The organism is Ruegeria sp. R8_1 (genome assembly GCF_017743815.1).
GTDB lineage: Bacteria > Pseudomonadota > Alphaproteobacteria > Rhodobacterales > Rhodobacteraceae > Ruegeria > Ruegeria lacuscaerulensis_A.
Genome location: NZ_JAGHRL010000010.1, coordinates 1 through 18,221, shown reverse-complemented (window position 1 = coordinate 18,221; position 18,221 = coordinate 1). Strand labels below are relative to the sequence as shown.

The window sequence follows — 18,221 nt, the reverse complement described above, 5'->3', positions numbered from 1 at the left end:
GCTTGGCTATATGTGACGAGGTCACACAGATCCGGATTTTGCGTGCAACTGCAATGCAGAACGATTCTGCAGGTGGATTACACCCCGTTCTAACGCGACCCACCCCCGGTGTTCGAAATCCTTGAGAATACGCGACATCACCTCGCGTGCGCTGCCCAGTTCAGTGGCAATTCGCTGATGAGTGGTGTGAATGTCGGGGGCATCTTTGCCCTGATCCAGCAACCACTGCGCCAGCTTCTGATCCATACGGTTCAGCAAAAGGTCGTCGATGACTTCGGACAGTTCAACGATCCGTTGTGAAAATGCCATGAAAACCGCAGCGCGAAACGCCGAGTCCGTAGCCAGTAGCGCGTTGAACCGGTCCCGGCCAATCGCCAGCGCGGTAACTGCCCCTTCGGCATAGCCAAAACCGGAATATGGAATGTCGGACAACATACAAGATGTCGTCATCACACAGCTATCATTGGGACCAACGCGGTACAGCACCACCGTACGACCAGACGGGCTGGTTTGTTCAACGCGCACGATCCCCGACCGGACAATCAAAAAAACCTGTCCGTAGGCACCCGGAGCAAACAACTGCGCTCCGTCAGGGATTGTCATACGCGTCCCTTCAGCTTCCAGCCGGTCGAGGATGGCTGTGCTCCAACTTTGATGCGTCACGTAGGTAGCTCCGATTTGCGATGACTCGAACTTAAGCGTTGGCCGCTTTGGGAAAAACCCACACCGCCTGTGACAAATCCACGTCTGGCGGGGCAAGTGACTAAAATTCCCAAACGGGACTGCCCTCGCGAGCCCTATTTCCGCTGCGCCACCAAACCGGCAAAATTGTCAGCCAAGGCTGAGGCATCATTCCGATCCATTTTCACAGTCGGCAAGGCCGAGAGATCAAGCCGGGTTTCGCCGTCGAACAAAGCCATTATATCAACATCAAATGCAATTTCGCGCGCGCCGCTTTCAAGGCTCAAAGCAAGGTCTTGCTCACGCATATTCTCATCAAACCCGACATGGTAGACCAGCGGGATAAGCCCATCCGCCCCGCGCAGAGCGCCTTCGGCCAGTACGAACTTGTAGCCGATCTCCCAGTTCCAGGCCATGCGGCTGTTCGGGTCTACATCTCCGCGCGGCGCTATCGACCCGTTGGTCTGAGCATCCAGACCGATGGCGAAGGTGATTTCCGAGACGGTCTGCAAGGGCATTTCCGGGATAGTCACCTCATATGTTTGGCTACGGCCATCAAACCTGATCAGGTAATAGCTTTCGGGAACCGCAAATTGCCGGGTGCCATCGGAAAACACCACATTGCTTAGAAAAAACCGAAAGTCGCGCAGGCGAAAAGGTTCACCCCCAATTGGATCGGAATGGACAAATTCATCGAAAATGAAAGGCGCGTCACCGGCCATCGCGTGGAATTCAAGCGTCATCGGAGATTGAGCCGCAACCTGCGCGCCCCACAAGGTCAGGCCCAACCCTGCCCCCATCAGCTGTCGTTTTGCCGTTAGAAGATTAATCATGAACAGCACCTTAAAATGGGTTTGAAAACTTTGGATTGGACAAGAATGCCTCGTCCGTGAGCGTGTGCAGAAAGGCGATGATTGCCTCTATTTCCACGTCAGTCAGTTGCAGCCCCAATGCCTGTGTCGGGTCGACCACTTCATTATCTGCCTCAAGGATCAGCGGGCTAAGCGTGCTGCTGAGGACGATACCTTCATTGTAGTGGTTCAACACCTCTCGCAATGTCTCGAAACGCCCATCATGCATATAAGGACCGGTGACTGCGATATTGCGCAGACTGGGTACTTTGAACTTTCCATGGTCACCATCGTAGTTGGTCGTGGCGCTCAAGCCGGGCTTTAGATCTGTATCGGGGTCCAAACCGTTGTTGCTGAACCCATCAAACCCTTCGGCAAATCCGGCTGTGACAAACTGACTATGGCAATCGATACAGTTCCCTCCGCGTAGTGATGTTTTCACATCCGGATGCGCCATGAACAGTTTGCGCCCATGCTCTTCCTGATCGTTCAACTTGATTTCACCCTGAAGATAACGGTCATATTTGCTATCGGCGGAAATCAACAGTCGCACAAATGTCGCCAGTGCTTTGGAAACGGCCTGTTCCGAAATTTCGCCGTACGCAGCGTCAAACATTTCTTGGTAGTGGGCTGAAGCTCTCAACTCATCCAACAACGCGTCCAGAGGCTGGTTCATTTCAATCGGGTTAAGCAAAGGTTGCAGGGCTTGATGTTCAAGGCTTGGGCTGCGTCCATCCCATAGAAACAGTTGCGGCCCCCACAACAGATTGCCCAGGGCCATTGCATTGAAGTCCAGTTCTTCACCGTTTTGCCCAACCGACCGCGCGCGGCCATCTGTGAACCCACGAGCCTGTTCGTGACAAGTTGCACAAGACATCGTGTTGTCACCCGACAGGATCGGATCGTAAAACAGATGTCGACCCAGCTCAAAGGCTTCTTCCGTCAGCGGGTTATCGGCGGGTACAGTGAACCGGCCAAATACAAAGGGCGCTTGAAAGCCCTCTATCGGCGTAGGATCAGCATGGCCCTGACCATCAAATGAACCAAAAAGCACCCAAGCCAAAATGGCCGTAAGCACGGTGCAAACGGCCTTTATGGGCTTGGAAGAACGCAATTTAGTGGTGATGTACGAAGCCCGAGCCAAACAGGCCTTCGACATTTTCGACCCCTTTCCGGTACGTTTCTTTGAAATTCACCGTGCCCAGGCGCTCTCCGGTTTCCAGATCATGAACGGTAATTGTGTTGGCATTGACCGACGCGATAAAATCGACATCCGTCGGATCGTTCGCTTCAGCATTCCCAAGGTTCAAAAGGTTGTTCTGAACGGCGATCAGATCGCGGCCAGACGCCGAAGTGAAAAAGATCATGTGATGCGCACCTGGATCGGCGACGATATCAGGACCAGACGAGACAAGCTGAGGCAGCTTCGACAAGTCATAGCGCTTTACGACACCCGGCAGACCGTGACTGATAAACAGTTCATCCTCGGTACCATAAAACTCAAGTGGCACGCCTGTGCCGTTTTCAGTGCCGGAATAGATCACTTTGCCTTCGCCAAACGTCTTAGTCGCCGCATCGTAAGGGATAGACCAGGTTTCAAAGCCAAACATCGTATTCACCATGACCGCTGGTTCGATCTCTGGGTGGATCGACGGACGTGCAAAAAGCACCTCGACCGGAGATGAAGGAAAGCCGATCGGTGTCTCACCTTCGACCGTAATTGTCTGGATAGGTTCTAGCGTATTGAGATCGATTACCGTGATTGAATTGCCAACTCCTGTCGCCAGATCAGGATGGATTGTTGACGAGATCACCATACGATCTTCAAACGCCGAAATCCCGTGGGGATACATGATGTAAGGCGCACCCTCAGCGACCTCGCTCTTGCGGGCCTCAATTACTTTTACGACTTCATTCGTCTGTGGATCAAACACACCTAATGACCCACCGTCGTCGCCGCCTAGGCCACCCATGAACGTGACAAACATGTACTCGGACCCGTTCGACGTGGTCCACATGATGTCTTCGCCGACCATCTGGCCTGCCGTGTCCAGACATTCAAAACCTGAGACCTGCGGCGCACCACTGGAATCGCGGACAAGACCGATTTCTGCCAAACTGCATGTCGGGTCCAGCCCGGTGGCATACAGGCGACCATTCGGGCTGTAATACAAATGATGAAAGGGCTCAGCCATATCAGGCTGTTCGGCCTCGCTGAGTATCTTCCCGAAGTTTTCGGATTCCGGATCAAGTTCGACAATCGCGACACTGTGCGACGTGTCCAAAGTTGGCAGTCCGCGCAGCAAAACCATACCCTGACTTTCCTCGCGAGCACTTTCAGCCAGTACAGATGTTCCGCCCGCAGCGATTACAATCGGCAAAGCAAACGCGCTAAGTATCCCTGCTGTTTTCATATTGATTTCCCCCCAGTATTTTCACGACTACAAAACGTAAAACCCTACCTATAAGGGCTGCACGGAACATTTGCCTGACCGTCAGTTATCTCATCTTCAACACACCGAAAATGCTGGCACGTTTCTAAGACGATAGCGTCTTGCGACTATTCTGTGCACACAAACCTTAACGCACCTCACTCAAAATTTCGAGGTTACCGCGTGAACGATGGCTGTTTTAATGCAAACCTTAGCTACCAAATCGCGAGTTTTGCCCGAAATGCACGGGCTGCGCTTACTCTCAGGAATTGGGTGTCGGCATAGAACTTGAAAGCATACGTCGTTTCTCGGCCATTGTCTCTCGCCGACGTCTTTCAATTCCCAGGCGGAAAGACTCCTCTACAAAATCAATATGGTCGAATGCGGCCTGTTCGGCTCGCGCCTCGTCGCCCGCAATGACAGCCTCACCCAGCTCTTTATGCTGTTGTACCAATCGCTCGCCGGTTCCATCGATCGTTTTCAGGAATTCGCGGTTGTAGAAAACGCCTTGGCGAGTCAATTCATAGATTGAGGCCATCATGTGAATGAGCGTGGCATTCTGGCTTGCGTCGACAATTGCTGCGTGCAACGCAAAATCAGCTTCACGAGAAGCAGCCGGATCATTCGCGCGCCAAGCCCGGTCATCTTCGGCCAGAATTTCCGTGATCCGTTCTTTGTCGGCCTTAGTCGCGCGGCGCGCGGCTAGTCGCGCAGCAAAGCCTTCTTGTTCGCGGCGATACTCAAGATAGTCGAAAAAGGCCGGCTCGTGGCGTTCATACAACGCCAGCAAAGCTGGCATCATTGCCTGGCCTGTCAAAGCGGCGACAAAAGTGCCTTCGCCGTGTTGGGTTGTGACCAGACCACGCTCTTCCAGAACATGTAGCGCTTCACGTAATTTAGGCCGGGACACACGCAACATCTCTGCCAAATCGCGTTCGGAAGGCAGTTTGCGACCCTGCTTGAGAATACCTGAAGCAATAAGATCCTCGACCTGGGCAACCACCGCATCTGCAAGCGATTCGTGGCCGATTGGTTCAAAAATCGCAGTTGGTGTCATCACGCGCGGCCTTTTGTGGTTTGGGCTCAGTCGTTCTTACTGGTAAACTAAAATAACCTTTGAGACGTCAAACTTCAACTAGTTTCTGCGCGCACAGGTTCACCTGACGAATTACCTTAATAGACTGTTTTAAATTATTTTATTATGGATTTCTGAACTTCTCGCACAAAGTCAGAAATTATCTACCGATCGAGACGCAAGGCAGTTTGTGCCTGCGACCACATGATCCAGTGGTAAATAAAGTTGTTGACTGGATATGTTGGTAAACTTTATTGACCACTCAAGGCGCCAGATAACCTTGCGTCACAGATTGATTGGACGTTGCGTCCGAAATATCCCGGAGGAGAACTTATGAAAAAGACCCTGACCAGCCTTGCAGTCGCTGCCAGCTTGATCGCCGCACCTGCACTTGCCGCCGACAAGCTGCTGCTGAAAACACCTATCGCCTTCTCGACCGAACTGCCGGGTCTGGGCTCGCCGATTCCACGCGTGGCCGAGCAGCTGCAGCTGATGTCGGGCGGCACGCTGAAGATGAAGGTCTATGAGCCGGGCAAGCTGGTTCCGCCATTTGAAATTCTGGATGCGGTGTCGACCGGCAAGATCAACTCAGGTTACACCACCGCCGGTTACTGGGCCGGTAAAATCCCCGCCGCACCGCTGTTTTCGGCCGTTCCGTTTGGCCCCGAAGCCGGCGAATACATGGCCTGGATGTATTACGGAAACGGGCGCGCGCTGTATCAGGAAATGTACGACCAGGCGGGCTATAATGTGCACGTCATGCCCTGCGCCATCATTGCCCCGGAAACCTCGGGCTGGTTCGCAACCGAGATCAACAGCCCCGAAGATCTGGACGGCCTGAAGATGCGCTTCTTCGGTTTGGGCGGCAAAGTCATGCAGAAACTGGGCGTTGCAACCTCGTTGCTGCCAGGTGGTGAGATCTTCCCCGCGCTGGAAAAAGGCGCAATCGACGCAACCGAGTTTTCGATGCCCGCGATCGACGCTCGCCTGGGCTTCCACAAGCTGGTCAAGTACAACTACTTCCCCGGCTGGCACCAGCAGGCAACCGTGTTCGAATTGATGATCAACAAGGACGTCTGGAACGAAGCCAGCGATCAGCACAAGGCGATCATCGAAAATGCCTGCAAAGCGTCGATGACAGACAGCTTTGCCGAAGGCGAAGCCATTCAGCACGCCGCGCTGCTCGACAACGTCGAAAATAACGGCGTCACCATCAAACAATGGTCGCCCGAGATGCTGGACACCTTCCGTGCCACTTGGGAAGAAGTTGCTGCTGAAGAAGCTGCAAACGACGCCTTCTTTGCCAAAGTCATGGCCGACATGACCGAGTTCCGCGAAGGCTATGATCTGTGGAAAACCAACGCGTTCCTCCCTCGTCAGTAAATTGAACGACTGACGCGTCCGGGGCGGCGGGCTCCTCCGCCCCGGATATTCACAGGACTACTGCCTGCAAAGCCTTGATCGCGCCGACGCCGATCAACCGAGGGAGGATTACCCATGGCCACGCCAAAGAACGTCAATGATCCGGTCGAAGCCTATGAAGGCCTCCTGGAACATCCCGATACAGACCGCCAGAAAATTGCTGTTGCCATAGACACCAGCGTAAAGGCCGTTGGCCATGTGGTGATGTGGGCCAATGTGCTGCTGATGGCCGCGATTTTCACTCAGGTTTCACTGCGCTATTTGTTCAGCCAGAACTATCCCAAACTGGACGAGATCCAGTGGCATTTCTACGGCATCGTGACGATGATCGGTATATCCTATGCCCTGATCACCGACAGCCATGTGCGTGTGGACGTGCTGCATATGCAGCTTTCCCGCCGCGCTCAGCGGGTGATCGAGGTGATCGGCATCCTGACCCTGCTGACCCCGTTCATCTATCTGATGATCGACCAGGGGTATGACTATTTCTACGAAAGCTTCCGCGTCAACGAACGGTCCGACAGTCCGACCGGCCTTCCGGCACGGTGGGCGTTCAAAGCGGTCATTCCTATCAGCTTTGTGCTGCTGGCGCTCGCCGCCCTTGCCCGGCTGATCCATGATGGCCACGCGCTGATCTACGGACCCGAGAGCGAACGCGAAGGCGCGCCGCTGCGCCGTGTCCTGCTGGTTCTGGCCGTCTTTGCCGCGATCTGTGTCGGCCTGACATTCCTGGTGGAAACCACCGAGGAAAAGCTGGTCATCGCCATGTTCCTGACCTTCATCGCGCTGCTGTTCACTGGCTACCCGGTGGCATGGGTGCTGGCGGGTGTGGGTGTGGCCTATTGCGGGCTGGCCTATCTGTTCGACAACGACCTGATGCTTTGGACGGGGCTGGAAAGCACCTTTACCGGGCTGGACTATCTGACCTTGGGTGCGGTGGTGAACCGGGTTTATGCCACCATGTCCAACGCGGTTCTGGTGGCCTTGCCGATGTTCATCTTCATGGGCCTGATGCTGGACGAATCCGGCGTGGCCGAGCGCCTGATGTCCTCGATGCAGCGCCTCTTTGGCACCGTGCGTGGGGGACTGGCGATCACCGTGACCCTGATCGGGATCATCCTTGCGGCCTCAACCGGGATCATCGGTGCGTCTGTCGTGTTGCTGGGCGTGCTCTCGCTGCCCTCGATGATGCAGCAGAAATATCAACCGACACTGGCGGCAGGCGTCGTTTCCGCGTCCGGCACGCTGGGCATTCTGATCCCGCCCTCGATTATGCTGGTGATCATGGCCGACCAGATGGCCCTGTCTGTGGGAGATCTGTTCATGGCCGCCGTCTTCCCCGGTGTGATCATCGGCGGGCTGTACCTGAGCTATATCTTCATCCTTGCGCTGGTGAAACGCGACGCCGCCCCTGTCCCCGAAGGCGCCAAGGCCCCCGACTGGGCCGCCGTCAAGGACGTGCTGATCGCGGTCATCCCGACACTGATGCTGATCCTCGCCGTGCTGGGCTCGATCTTTGCGGGCCTGACCACGCCGACCGAAGCGTCGGGCATCGGGGCACTGGGTGCGACCCTGCTGGCCTTGGGCTATCGCAAGCTGACCTTCCAAAAGCTCTGGAACGTGCTGGTGTCGACCTTCAACACCACCGCCTATATCTTTGCGATCTTCCTGGGCGCGACCGTGTTCTCTTATGTACTGCGCGAACTTGGCGGTGATGAACTGATCGAACATGTGGTTCAGTCCACCGGCTTTGGAGCCAACGGCACGATCCTGTTCATCCTGTTCATCGTTTTCCTACTGGGCTTTGTGCTGGACTGGATCGAAATCACGCTAATCGTCCTGCCCCTGATGCGCCCTATTGTGAATGGGTTGGGCATCGACATCCCCGGCTTTGGCGTTCTGGACGAACCCGCGCTGGTCTGGTTCGTGATCCTAGTGGCTGTCACGCTGCAAACCAGCTTCCTGACACCTCCGGTTGGCTTTGCCTTGTTCTATCTCAAAGGCGTTTGCCCGCCCGAGATTAAACTGACCGACATCTACAAGGGCATCATCCCGTTTGTCCTGCTGCAACTGACCGGGCTGGCGCTGGTCTTCCTGTGGCCCACATTGGCCACCTGGCTGCCATCCGTCGCGTATTGATAGGAGGAAGAGACATGCGTCTGAAAGATTGCCATAACTTCCACGATTTCCGCCAACTGGCCAAGCGCCGCCTGCCGGGACCGATCTTCAACTATATCGACGGCGGTGCCGATGATGAGGTGACGTATCGCGAAAACACCAACGCCTTTGATCGCTGCGATCTGCTGCCATCGGTGTTGCGCGGGGTGAAGGACGTGGACATGTCCGTCACCGTCATGGGGCAAAAGCTGGACATGCCGATCTATTGCTCTCCCACCGCACTGCAGCGCCTGTTCCACCATCAGGGCGAGCGCGCCGTGGCGGCGGCGGCCGAGAAATACGGGACGATGTTCGGCGTATCCTCGCTGGGCACCGTTTCGCTTGAGGAACTACGCCAGAAACACAAAAACCCGCAGGTCTACCAATTCTACTTCCACAAAGACCGGGGCCTGAACTCGGCCATGATGCAGCGCGCCAAAGAGGCGGGTGTCGAGGTGATGATGCTGACCGTGGACAGCATCACTGGCGGCAATCGCGAACGTGACCTGCGCACAGGGTTCTCGATCCCGTTCCGGCTGACGCTGGGCGGCATGATCCAGTTTGCGATCAAGCCGATGTGGGGCATCAACTATGTCACGCACGAGAAATTCCGCCTGCCGCAACTGGATGAACACGTGGACATGAGCGGCGGGGCTAGTTCCATCGGCGGCTATTTCACCGAAATGCTGGACCCGTCGATGAACTGGGACGATGTGGCCCAGATGGTGCGCGAATGGGACGGTCAGTTCTGCCTTAAGGGGATCATGACCGTCGAGGATGCCCGCCGCGCGGCCGAGATCGGCTGCACGGGCATCATTCTGTCAAACCATGGTGGCCGTCAACTGGACGGCTCGCGCACGCCGTTCGATCAACTGGCCGAGATCGTGGATGCGGTGGGCGACAAGCTGGACGTGATGATGGACAGCGGCATTCAACGCGGCACGCATGTGCTGAAGGCGCTGTCGCTGGGGGCCAAAGCCGTTGGTGTCGGACGGCACTATCTGTATCCGCTGGCGGCTGCTGGACAGCCCGGCGTCGAACGGGCGCTGGGACTGATGCGGGCCGAGATCGAGCGCGACATGAAGCTGATGGGCGTCACGCGGGTTGATCAACTGTCGCGCGCCAATCTGCGGTTTCGCGACCCGGTGACGGTTCAGGGACAGGCGCATCGGAACGCGGCATGACCAACGATGCCCTCATATCCGACTTCCGCGCAATCGTCGGGTCACGCCATGTGCTGACCGGCGCACGCGCGACCGAGCGGTTCCGCCGTGGGTTCAGGTCGGGTGAGGGCGAGGCGCTGTGCGTCGTACAACCCGGCACCCTGCTGGAACAGTGGAAAGTTCTTCAAGCCTGCGTCGCCGCCGACAAGATCGTCATCATGCAGGCCGCAAATACCGGCCTGACAGAAGGGTCAACACCCTCGGGTCGCTATGACCGCGATGTGGTTCTGATCAATACCCGTCGCATGGATACTCTGGTTCCGCTGAACAACGGCGAACAAGTCATCAGCTTTCCCGGCGCCACACTCTTTGCACTGGAAAAGTTGCTGGCCCCAATAGGGCGTGAGCCGCACTCGGTGATCGGATCTTCGTGCATTGGGGCGTCGATTGTTGGCGGGGTCTGCAACAACTCGGGCGGTTCATTGGTCGAACGCGGGCCGGTTTACACCGAGCTGTCGGTCTATGCCCGCATCACTGCAGACGGAACGCTGGAACTGGTCAACCATTTGGGCATCGATCTGGGTGAGACGCCGGAACAGATCCTGTCAAATCTTGATGCTGGTCAGTTCGAGCGCAATCCGGGGGCCACGAATAAACGCGCCTCGGCCAGTGACTATGCGCAGATCGTGCGCGACGTGGATGCCGAAACGCCCGCACGATACAATGCGGATAAGGCCAAGCTGTTTGAATCTGCGGGTTCAGCCGGAAAAATGGCTGTGTTTGCCGTGCGTCTGGACACTTTCGCCAAGAACGAGGCCGAACAGGTTTTCTATATCGGCACCAACTCTCCGGATGATCTGGCGGATCTGCGCCGGCATATCCTGTCGCAATTCGCGTCCCTGCCAGTCTCTGCCGAGTACATGCAGCGCGACGTGTTCGACATCACTAAGGCCTACGGTAAGGACACGGTGTGGATGATCGACAAGCTGGGCACGGACCGCTTGCCGATGTTCTTTGCGTTGAAGGGCGCAGTTGATGCACGTTTGCGGCGCATCCCGTTTTTGCGCAATTTCACCGACCGGTTCATGCAGGCCGCAGTCAGCCTCCTGCCGCAGGTCCTGCCCAAGAGGATGACCGAATACCGAGACGCCTATGAACATCATCTGATCCTGAAGATGAAGGACGAGGGCATCGAAGCGATCCGCGACTGGTTGCCCGGCTTCTTCGAAGGGCGCGATGCAGGTTTCTTCGAATGCACCCCCCGCGAAGCCAAGATCGCTGGCCTGCACCGGTTTGCAGCCGCTGGTGCTGCGGTGCGCTACATGGCGATTCACGCAGATGAGGTCGAGGACATCATCGCGCTGGACGTCGCCCTGCGCCGCAACGATCGTGATTGGCTTGAGGTTTTGCCGCCCGAGATCAGCAATCAGATTGTGCACAAACTCTACTATGGCCACTTCATGTGTCACGTGATGCACCAGGACTATGTGGTGCGCAAAGGGGCAGATCCCAAAGCACTGAAAGCTGCGATGCTAGAGCTGTTCGACGCGCGTGGTGCCGAATATCCGGCGGAACACAATGTCGGGCATCTCTATAAAGCCAAGCCCGACCTAGCGGCGCATTACACGTGTTGCGATCCGACAAACTCTTTCAATCCGGGGATCGGCAAGATGTCAAAATCCCGCAATTATGGCGAAGGGATCAAGTGAAAATTCGAAGTGGGAGCGGCGTTTTCGGGATAGTTTAACGTTAAACTTTTCCTGAGGTGCATAGCTGGTATTCCCCTCAGGCCTATCGGTACACTGAAAATTACGCTACGTAACAAGACAAGTTAGGTCAAGGTGGCTGACCAATTGGAGGAATTGAAAATGACACGTACTGCACTTGTAACCGGTGGTAGCCGGGGTATCGGCGAAGCGATTTCCAGAAAGTTGAAGGCTGAAGGATATAATGTAGCCGCGACTTATGCTGGCAATGATGAGAAGGCCGCCGCTTTCACTGCCGAGACCGGCATCAAGACTTACAAGTGGAATGTCGCCGACTACGAAGCCTCGGCCGCAGGTATCGCGCAAGTCGAAGCGGACCTTGGCCCCATCGACGTGGTCGTGGCCAATGCAGGCATCACCCGCGACGCCCCATTCCACAAGATGAACCCGGACCAGTGGAAAGACGTGATCGACACCAACCTGACTGGTGTGTTCAACACCGTTCACCCAATCTGGCCCGGCATGCGCGAGCGTAAGTTCGGCCGCGTCATTGTCATCAGCTCGATCAATGGCCAGAAAGGTCAGTTCGCTCAGGTGAACTATGCTGCGACCAAGGCGGGCGATCTGGGCATCGTGAAATCGCTGGCCCAAGAAGGCGCACGCGCGGGCATCACCGCCAACGCGATCTGCCCCGGCTACATCGCAACCGAAATGGTGATGGCGGTTCCGGAAAAGGTCCGAGACTCGATCATCTCGCAAATCCCGGCGGGACGGCTGGGCGAGCCTGAGGAGATCGCCCGCTGCGTGGCCTTCCTGGCCTCGGATGACAGTCAGTTCATCAACGGCTCGACCATCTCTGCCAACGGCGCGCAGTTTTTCGTCTGACGCCCGGACACACACAAGAAAGGACCCTGCCACATGAAAGACCTTGAACCCGACATCGACCCAATCGAGTCTCAGGAGTGGCAGGACGCCATCGAAGACGTCATCGAACGGGACGGCGCCAACCGCGCGCATTTCCTGCTGGACAAAGCGGTGCAAAAGGCGCGCGCCGCCGGGGCGACCCTGCCGTTTTCGGCAACGACCCCTTACCAGAACACCATTCCGGTGGATGATCAGTATGCCTTCCCCGGCGATCAGGACATGGAATGGCGCATTCGTACGATCAATCGTTGGAATGCGATGGCGACCGTGGTGCGGCGCAACAAGGTCAGCAGCGAGTATGGTGGCCACATCGCCTCATTCGCGTCGTCGGCGGTGATGTATGACATCGGCTTGAACCATTTCTGGCGGTCGAAATCAGCGATCCATGGCGGCGATCTGGTGTTCTTTCAGGGCCACGTGATCCCCGGCATCTATGCCCGGTCATTCATGGAAGGTCGCATCAGCGAAGAGCAGTTGGAAAACTTCCGCTCGGAAGTCAGCGGGGGTGGTCTGTCCAGCTATCCACACCCGTGGTTGATGCCGGATTACTGGCAGTTCCCGACCGTTTCGATGGGTCTGGGCCCGCTGATGGCGATCTATCAGGCGCGGTTCATGAAATACATGCACAACCGGGGCCATATCGACATGTCAGACCGCAAGGTGTGGTGCTTCCTGGGCGATGGCGAGATGGACGAACCTGAAAGCCGGGGTGCGATCGATCTGGCCGTGCGCGAGGGTCTGGACAACCTGATCTTTGTCATCAACTGCAACCTGCAACGCTTGGACGGCCCGGTGCGCGGCAACGGCAAGATCGTGCAAGAGCTTGAGGGCGACTTCCGCGGCGCAGGTTGGAATGTCATCAAACTGCTCTGGGGCAAAGGCTGGGATCAGCTGTTGGAGAAAGACACCACCGGTCGTCTGCGCCAGTTGATGGATGAGACGGTCGATGGGGACTACCAGACCTTCAAGTCCAAGGACGGTGCCTATATCCGCGAGCATTTCTTTGGCAAATACCCCGAGACCGCCGCTTTGGTCGAAGACTGGACCGACGATCAGATCTGGGCGCTGCGTCGGGGCGGGCATGACCCGGAAAAGGTCTATACTGCGTTCAAGCGCGCAACCGAGAATGAGGGCACGCCAACCTGTCTGCTGGTGAAAACCGTCAAAGGCTATGGCATGGGCTCGGCTGGTGAAGGTCAGAACACCACGCACCAGCAAAAGAAACTTGCCGAAGATCAGCTGCGCGCTTTCCGCGATCGGTTCCAGATCCCGGTCAGCGACGAAGACCTGCCCAACGCGCCGTTCGTGTCGCTGAACAATGCGCAAAAGGCCTATCTCGCGGACCGGCGCAAAGCGCTTGGGGGAGAATTCCCCAAGCGCGACAGTACTGCACCCGCGCTGGATATCCCGGACCTGTCCAAGTTCGAAGCGCAGCTCAAAGGCACCGGGGATCGCGAGATTTCGACCACCATGGCCTTTGTCCGCATCCTGACCACGCTGCTGCGCGACAAGGGCATCGGCAAGAACGTGGTTCCGATCGTGCCGGATGAAAGCCGCACCTTCGGGATGGAGGGGTTGTTCCGTTCGGTTGGCATCTACAACCCGGCGGGTCAGAACTATACTCCCGAAGATGCCGATCAGATGATGTTCTACAAGGAAACGACCAACGGTCAGGTTCTGCAGGAAGGCATCAACGAAGCCGGGGCCATGGCCGACTGGATCGCGGCGGCGACGTCCTATTCCAACCACGGCGTGGCGATGATCCCGTTCTTCATCTACTACTCGATGTTCGGGTTCCAGCGGATCGGCGATCTGGCCTGGGCAGCGGGCGACAGCCGCGCGCGGGGCTTCATGCTGGGCGGCACGGCCGGACGGACCACGCTGAACGGCGAAGGGTTGCAGCACGAGGATGGGCACAGCCATATCCTTGCGGGCACCATTCCGAACTGCATCACCTATGACCCGACCTTCAGCTATGAGGTCGCGGTGATCATCCAGCACGGCCTGCAACGGATGTATGGCAATCAGGAAGATATCTATTTCTACCTGACCCTGATGAACGAAAACTATGCCCATCCCGATATGCCGATGGGTGCAGAAGAAGGCATCATCAAGGGGCTCTACCGGTTCCAGGAGGTCAAAAAGCCCGGCAAGAAGCACGTCAATCTGATGGGCTCGGGCACCATTCTGGTGCAGGCGATGAAAGCCGCCGAGATGCTGAAGAAAGATTTTGGCGTGACCTCGGATATCTGGTCGGCAACCTCGTTCAACGAACTGGCCCGTGATGGTCAGGACGCGGCGCGCGCCAACCGTCTGGACCCGCTGGCCGAAGAACGTGTGCCTTACGTGACCGAGCAGCTGTCAAAGGCAAAGGGTCCGATCATCGCGGCCACCGACTATATGAAGAACTACGCCGAGCAGATCCGCGCCTTTGTGCCGGGCCGCTACACCGTGCTGGGCACGGATGGCTATGGCCGCTCGGACAGCCGGGTGAACCTGCGCCGGTTCTTCGAGGTCGATGCCAACCACATCGCGGCGGCCGCCATGGTCGATCTGTACCGCGAAGGTGCCGTGACCAAGGCCGAGCTCGAGAAAGCGCTCAAGACATATGAAATTGACGGCGACAAGCCGAACCCCCGGTTGGTTTAAGGCCACGGGGCACGAGGAGACATAGACATGGCAATCGAAGTAACAGTCCCGGATATCGGGGATTTCTCGGACGTTCCCGTCATCAGCATTCTGGTCTCGGTCGGTGACACGATCGCCGCCGAAGATCCGCTGATCGAGTTAGAAAGCGACAAGGCCACGATGGAGGTTCCCTCCCCGGCGGCCGGTGTCGTCAAGGAAATCAAAGTGGCCGAGGGCGACAACGTGTCTGAAGGCGCGCTGATCCTGCTGCTGGAAGGCGAAGGGGCCTCTGCCGCCCCGGCCGAGACTGCGCCCGCCCCTGCTGCCGCTCCGGCACCGACCGCAGCGCCTACTGCCCCGGCACCCGCACCCGTTGTGGATGGTGGGTTCGGCAAGGCCCATGCCTCGCCATCGGTGCGCGCCTTTGCTCGTCAGTTGGATATTGACCTGTCCAAGGTCAACGGCTCGGGCCGTAAGGGTCGGATCCTGCGTGAAGACGTCACCAAGTTCCTGAAGACCTCAACCGCGGCGGCCCCGGCTGCTGCCGGTGCGGCGGGCGGCATGGGCATCCCGCCGATCCCCGTTGTCGATTTCTCGAAATTCGGCCCCGTGGAAGATGTGGAAATGCCGCGGATCAAAAAGCTGTCGGGCCCTGCCCTGCACCGGTCCTGGCTGAATATCCCGCATGTGACGCATAATGACGAGGCGGACATCACTGATCTGGACAAGTACCGCAAGGAAATGGACACGATGGCCAAGGAAGAAGGCTATCGCGTTACCCTGCTCAGCTTTGTCGTCAAAGCCTCGGTCAGTGCGTTGAAACAGCATTGGGAGTTCAACTCGTCCATCCACCCCGATGGCGACAAGCTGATCCGCAAGTCCTACTACAATATCGGTTTTGCGGCTGACACACCCAACGGGCTGGTGGTTCCGGTCATCAAGGATGCCGACCGTAAGGGGATTGTAGACATCTCCAAGGACCTGATGGAGCTGTCCGGCAAGGCTCGCGCAGGAGAGCTAAAGTCGAACGACATGCAGGGCGCAACCTTCACGATCTCGTCGTTGGGGGGTATCGGCGGCACGCATTTTACGCCCATCGTCAACGCACCCGAGGTGGCTATCTTGGGCCTGACCCGCTCGAAAATGGCGCCGGTCTGGAATGGCGAGGACTTTGTGCCGCGCCTGATGCAGCCAATGTCGCTTAGCTATGACCACCGTGCCGTCGATGGCGCCTTGGCTGCGCGCTTCTGCGTGACGCTCAAGACGCTGTTGGGCGATATGCGCAAGCTGATGTGGTAAGGAGAGATCAGATGGACGTCAAAGTACCCGATATCGGTGATTTCTCCGATGTACCCGTGATCAGCATTCTTGTCTCGGTCGGCGATACAGTCGCCGCCGAGGATCCGCTGATCGAACTGGAATCCGACAAGGCCACGATGGAGGTCCCCTCCCCCGCCGCAGGCAAAGTGGTCTCGATTGCCGTGTCCGAAGGCGACAACGTCTCGGAAGGTGCGCTGATCCTGACATTGGAAGCCGCCGATGGGGCCGCGCCCGAAGCTGCCCCGGCAGAAGCACCCGTCGCCGCGCCTCAAGCCGTGGCCGCCACCGGTACGGCGACTGGCCAGGGCGATGTACATGCCGAGGTGGTTGTGCTGGGCTCTGGCCCCGGTGGTTATACAGCCGCTTTCCGTGCTGCTGATCTGGGCAAGAAGGTTGTCATGATCGAACGCAACCCGACACTGGGCGGCGTTTGCCTGAACGTGGGTTGTATCCCGTCAAAAGCGCTGCTGCACGTGGCCAAGGTCATCACCGAAGCCGAAGAGATGGGCGCACACGGGGTTAGCTTCGGTAAACCGAAGATCGACCTGGACGAGCTGCGCGCCTTCAAAGACAGCGTTGTCGGCAAGCTGACCGGCGGTCTGGACGGTCTGTCCAAAGGCCGCAAGGTTCAAATCGTGCGCGGCTATGGCCGTTTTTCGGGCCCCAACATGATCGAAGTTGTGGGTGATGATGGCATGACCACCGTTTCATTCGACCAGTGTATCATCGCTGCGGGCTCTGAACCGGTTGAATTGCCTTTCATCCCGCATGACGACGACCGCGTGATCGACTCGACCGGGGCGTTGGAGCTGGCGGATGTACCCAAGCGAATGCTGGTTCTGGGCGGCGGTATCATCGGCCTGGAAATGGCCTGCGTCTATGACGCTTTGGGGTCGAACATCACCGTGGTCGAACTGATGGACCAAATCATCCCCGGTGCCGACAAGGACATCGTCAAACCCCTGATGAACCGCATTAAGGGCCGGTACGAGAACATCTTCCTCAAGACCAAAGTGACCGCGATTGAGCCTCAGAAAAAGGGCCTGAAAGTCACGTTCGAGGATGACAAGGGCGAAAGCTTCACCGACACGTTCGACAAGGTTCTGATCGCCGTGGGCCGCAAGCCAAATGGCAAGCTGATCGACGCCGAAAAGGCGGGTGTTGTGGTGGATGAACGTGGCTTTATCGCGGTGGACAACCAGCAGCGCACCGGTGTGCCGCATATTTTTGCCATCGGTGATCTGGTCGGCCAGCCCATGCTGGCGCACAAGGCCGTGCATGAAGGTAAGGTCGCCGCCGAAGTGGCCGCTGGGCACAAGCGGTTCTTTGATGCCAAGCTGATCCCCTCGGTCGCTTATACCGACCCCGAGGTGGCATGGTGTGGCCTGACCGAGACCGAGGCCAAGGCCAAAGGGATCAAGGTCGAAAAAGGTGTGTTCCCTTGGGCTGCATCCGGTAAATCCCTGTCGAATGGCCGGTCCGAAGGCATCACCAAGCTGCTGTTCAATCCCGAAGACCAGCGCGTCGTGGGGGCATGTATCGTGGGCACAAACGCGGGTGACTTGATCGCCGAGACAGCTCTGGCCATCGAGATGGGCGCTGATGCGGTCGATCTCGGTCACACGATCCACCCTCACCCGACGCTCAGCGAGACGGTGAACTTCGCGGCCGAAATGTTCGAAGGCACGATCACCGACCTTATGCCGCCCAAGAAACGCCATTAGGACCAGACCCATGAAGCTAGGCACACCAAAGGAAATACTGGACGGTGAGAACCGGGTCGCGATGACGCCCGAGTCCGCTTTGCAGTTGCAGAAACTTGGCTATGACTGCGCCATTGAGAAGGGGGCTGGTCTTGCGGC

General features: G+C 57.4%; 14 protein-coding genes. 9 read left to right on the top strand and 5 right to left on the bottom strand.

The genetic code is table 11. From position 1 onward, the window contains the following. Positions 1–21 precede the first annotated feature (21 nt). The 5 genes from J7380_RS18790 to J7380_RS18770 form a co-directional block, all read right to left on the bottom strand. Positions 22–663, bottom strand: a complete 642-nt coding sequence (locus J7380_RS18790) for a Crp/Fnr family transcriptional regulator (protein ID WP_209197874.1) — start codon at positions 661–663, stop codon at positions 22–24. Positions 664–797: 134 nt separating this feature from the next. Continuing rightward, positions 798–1,514: an MbnP family protein gene (locus tag J7380_RS18785; protein WP_209197872.1), complete on the bottom strand. Its 717-nt coding sequence runs from the start codon at positions 1,512–1,514 to the stop codon at positions 798–800. Positions 1,515–1,524: 10 nt separating this feature from the next. Next, a complete protein-coding gene (locus tag J7380_RS18780) occupies positions 1,525–2,610 on the bottom strand; it encodes a cytochrome c peroxidase (protein ID WP_348539127.1) in 1,086 nt (361 codons plus the stop codon). Positions 2,611–2,647: 37 nt separating this feature from the next. Beyond that, the gene (locus J7380_RS18775) at positions 2,648–3,946 is read right to left on the bottom strand and encodes a hypothetical protein (protein WP_247742645.1); all 1,299 of its coding nucleotides are present in this window, start codon (positions 3,944–3,946) and stop codon (positions 2,648–2,650) included. Between the two features lie 280 nt (positions 3,947–4,226). Beyond that, the gene (locus J7380_RS18770) at positions 4,227–5,021 is read right to left on the bottom strand and encodes a FadR/GntR family transcriptional regulator (protein WP_209197868.1); all 795 of its coding nucleotides are present in this window, start codon (positions 5,019–5,021) and stop codon (positions 4,227–4,229) included. Between the two features lie 351 nt (positions 5,022–5,372). Here J7380_RS18770 and J7380_RS18765 point away from each other — a divergent pair, with 351 nt between their 5' ends. The 9 genes from J7380_RS18765 to J7380_RS18725 all read left to right on the top strand — a co-directional run. Continuing rightward, positions 5,373–6,422, top strand: coding sequence for a TRAP transporter substrate-binding protein (locus J7380_RS18765; RefSeq protein ID WP_170356494.1), 1,050 nt, complete (start codon positions 5,373–5,375; stop codon positions 6,420–6,422). Between the two features lie 114 nt (positions 6,423–6,536). Continuing rightward, positions 6,537–8,600, top strand: coding sequence for a TRAP transporter large permease subunit (locus J7380_RS18760; RefSeq protein WP_209197866.1), 2,064 nt, complete (start codon positions 6,537–6,539; stop codon positions 8,598–8,600). 14 nt (positions 8,601–8,614) lie between these two features. Beyond that, positions 8,615–9,802 carry an alpha-hydroxy acid oxidase gene (locus J7380_RS18755; RefSeq protein ID WP_209197865.1) on the top strand — a complete coding sequence of 396 codons (1,188 nt, stop codon included), beginning with the start codon at positions 8,615–8,617 and terminating at the stop codon, positions 9,800–9,802. Beyond that, positions 9,799–11,490, top strand: a complete 1,692-nt coding sequence (gene dld, locus J7380_RS18750) for a D-lactate dehydrogenase (RefSeq protein WP_209197857.1) — start codon at positions 9,799–9,801, stop codon at positions 11,488–11,490. Before J7380_RS18755 ends, dld begins: the two co-directional genes overlap by 4 nt. Before the next feature lie 159 nt (positions 11,491–11,649). After that, entirely contained in the window at positions 11,650–12,372 is a 723-nt protein-coding gene (phbB, locus tag J7380_RS18745) for an acetoacetyl-CoA reductase (protein WP_209197855.1), read from the top strand. A gap of 33 nt (positions 12,373–12,405) precedes the next feature. Further along, complete coding sequence (gene aceE, locus J7380_RS18740) at positions 12,406–15,060, top strand: pyruvate dehydrogenase (acetyl-transferring), homodimeric type (protein ID WP_209197853.1); 2,655 nt, start codon at positions 12,406–12,408, stop codon at positions 15,058–15,060. A 27-nt stretch (positions 15,061–15,087) separates the two neighbouring features. Next, positions 15,088–16,338 carry a dihydrolipoyllysine-residue acetyltransferase gene (gene aceF / locus J7380_RS18735; protein ID WP_209197844.1) on the top strand — a complete coding sequence of 417 codons (1,251 nt, stop codon included), beginning with the start codon at positions 15,088–15,090 and terminating at the stop codon, positions 16,336–16,338. 11 nt (positions 16,339–16,349) lie between these two features. Further along, positions 16,350–18,083, top strand: a complete 1,734-nt coding sequence (gene lpdA / locus J7380_RS18730) for a dihydrolipoyl dehydrogenase (protein WP_209197842.1) — start codon at positions 16,350–16,352, stop codon at positions 18,081–18,083. A 10-nt stretch (positions 18,084–18,093) separates the two neighbouring features. Next, positions 18,094–18,221, top strand: a 128-nt coding sequence (locus J7380_RS18725; RefSeq protein ID WP_209198087.1) for a hypothetical protein, incomplete at its 3' end; no start/stop codon positions are given.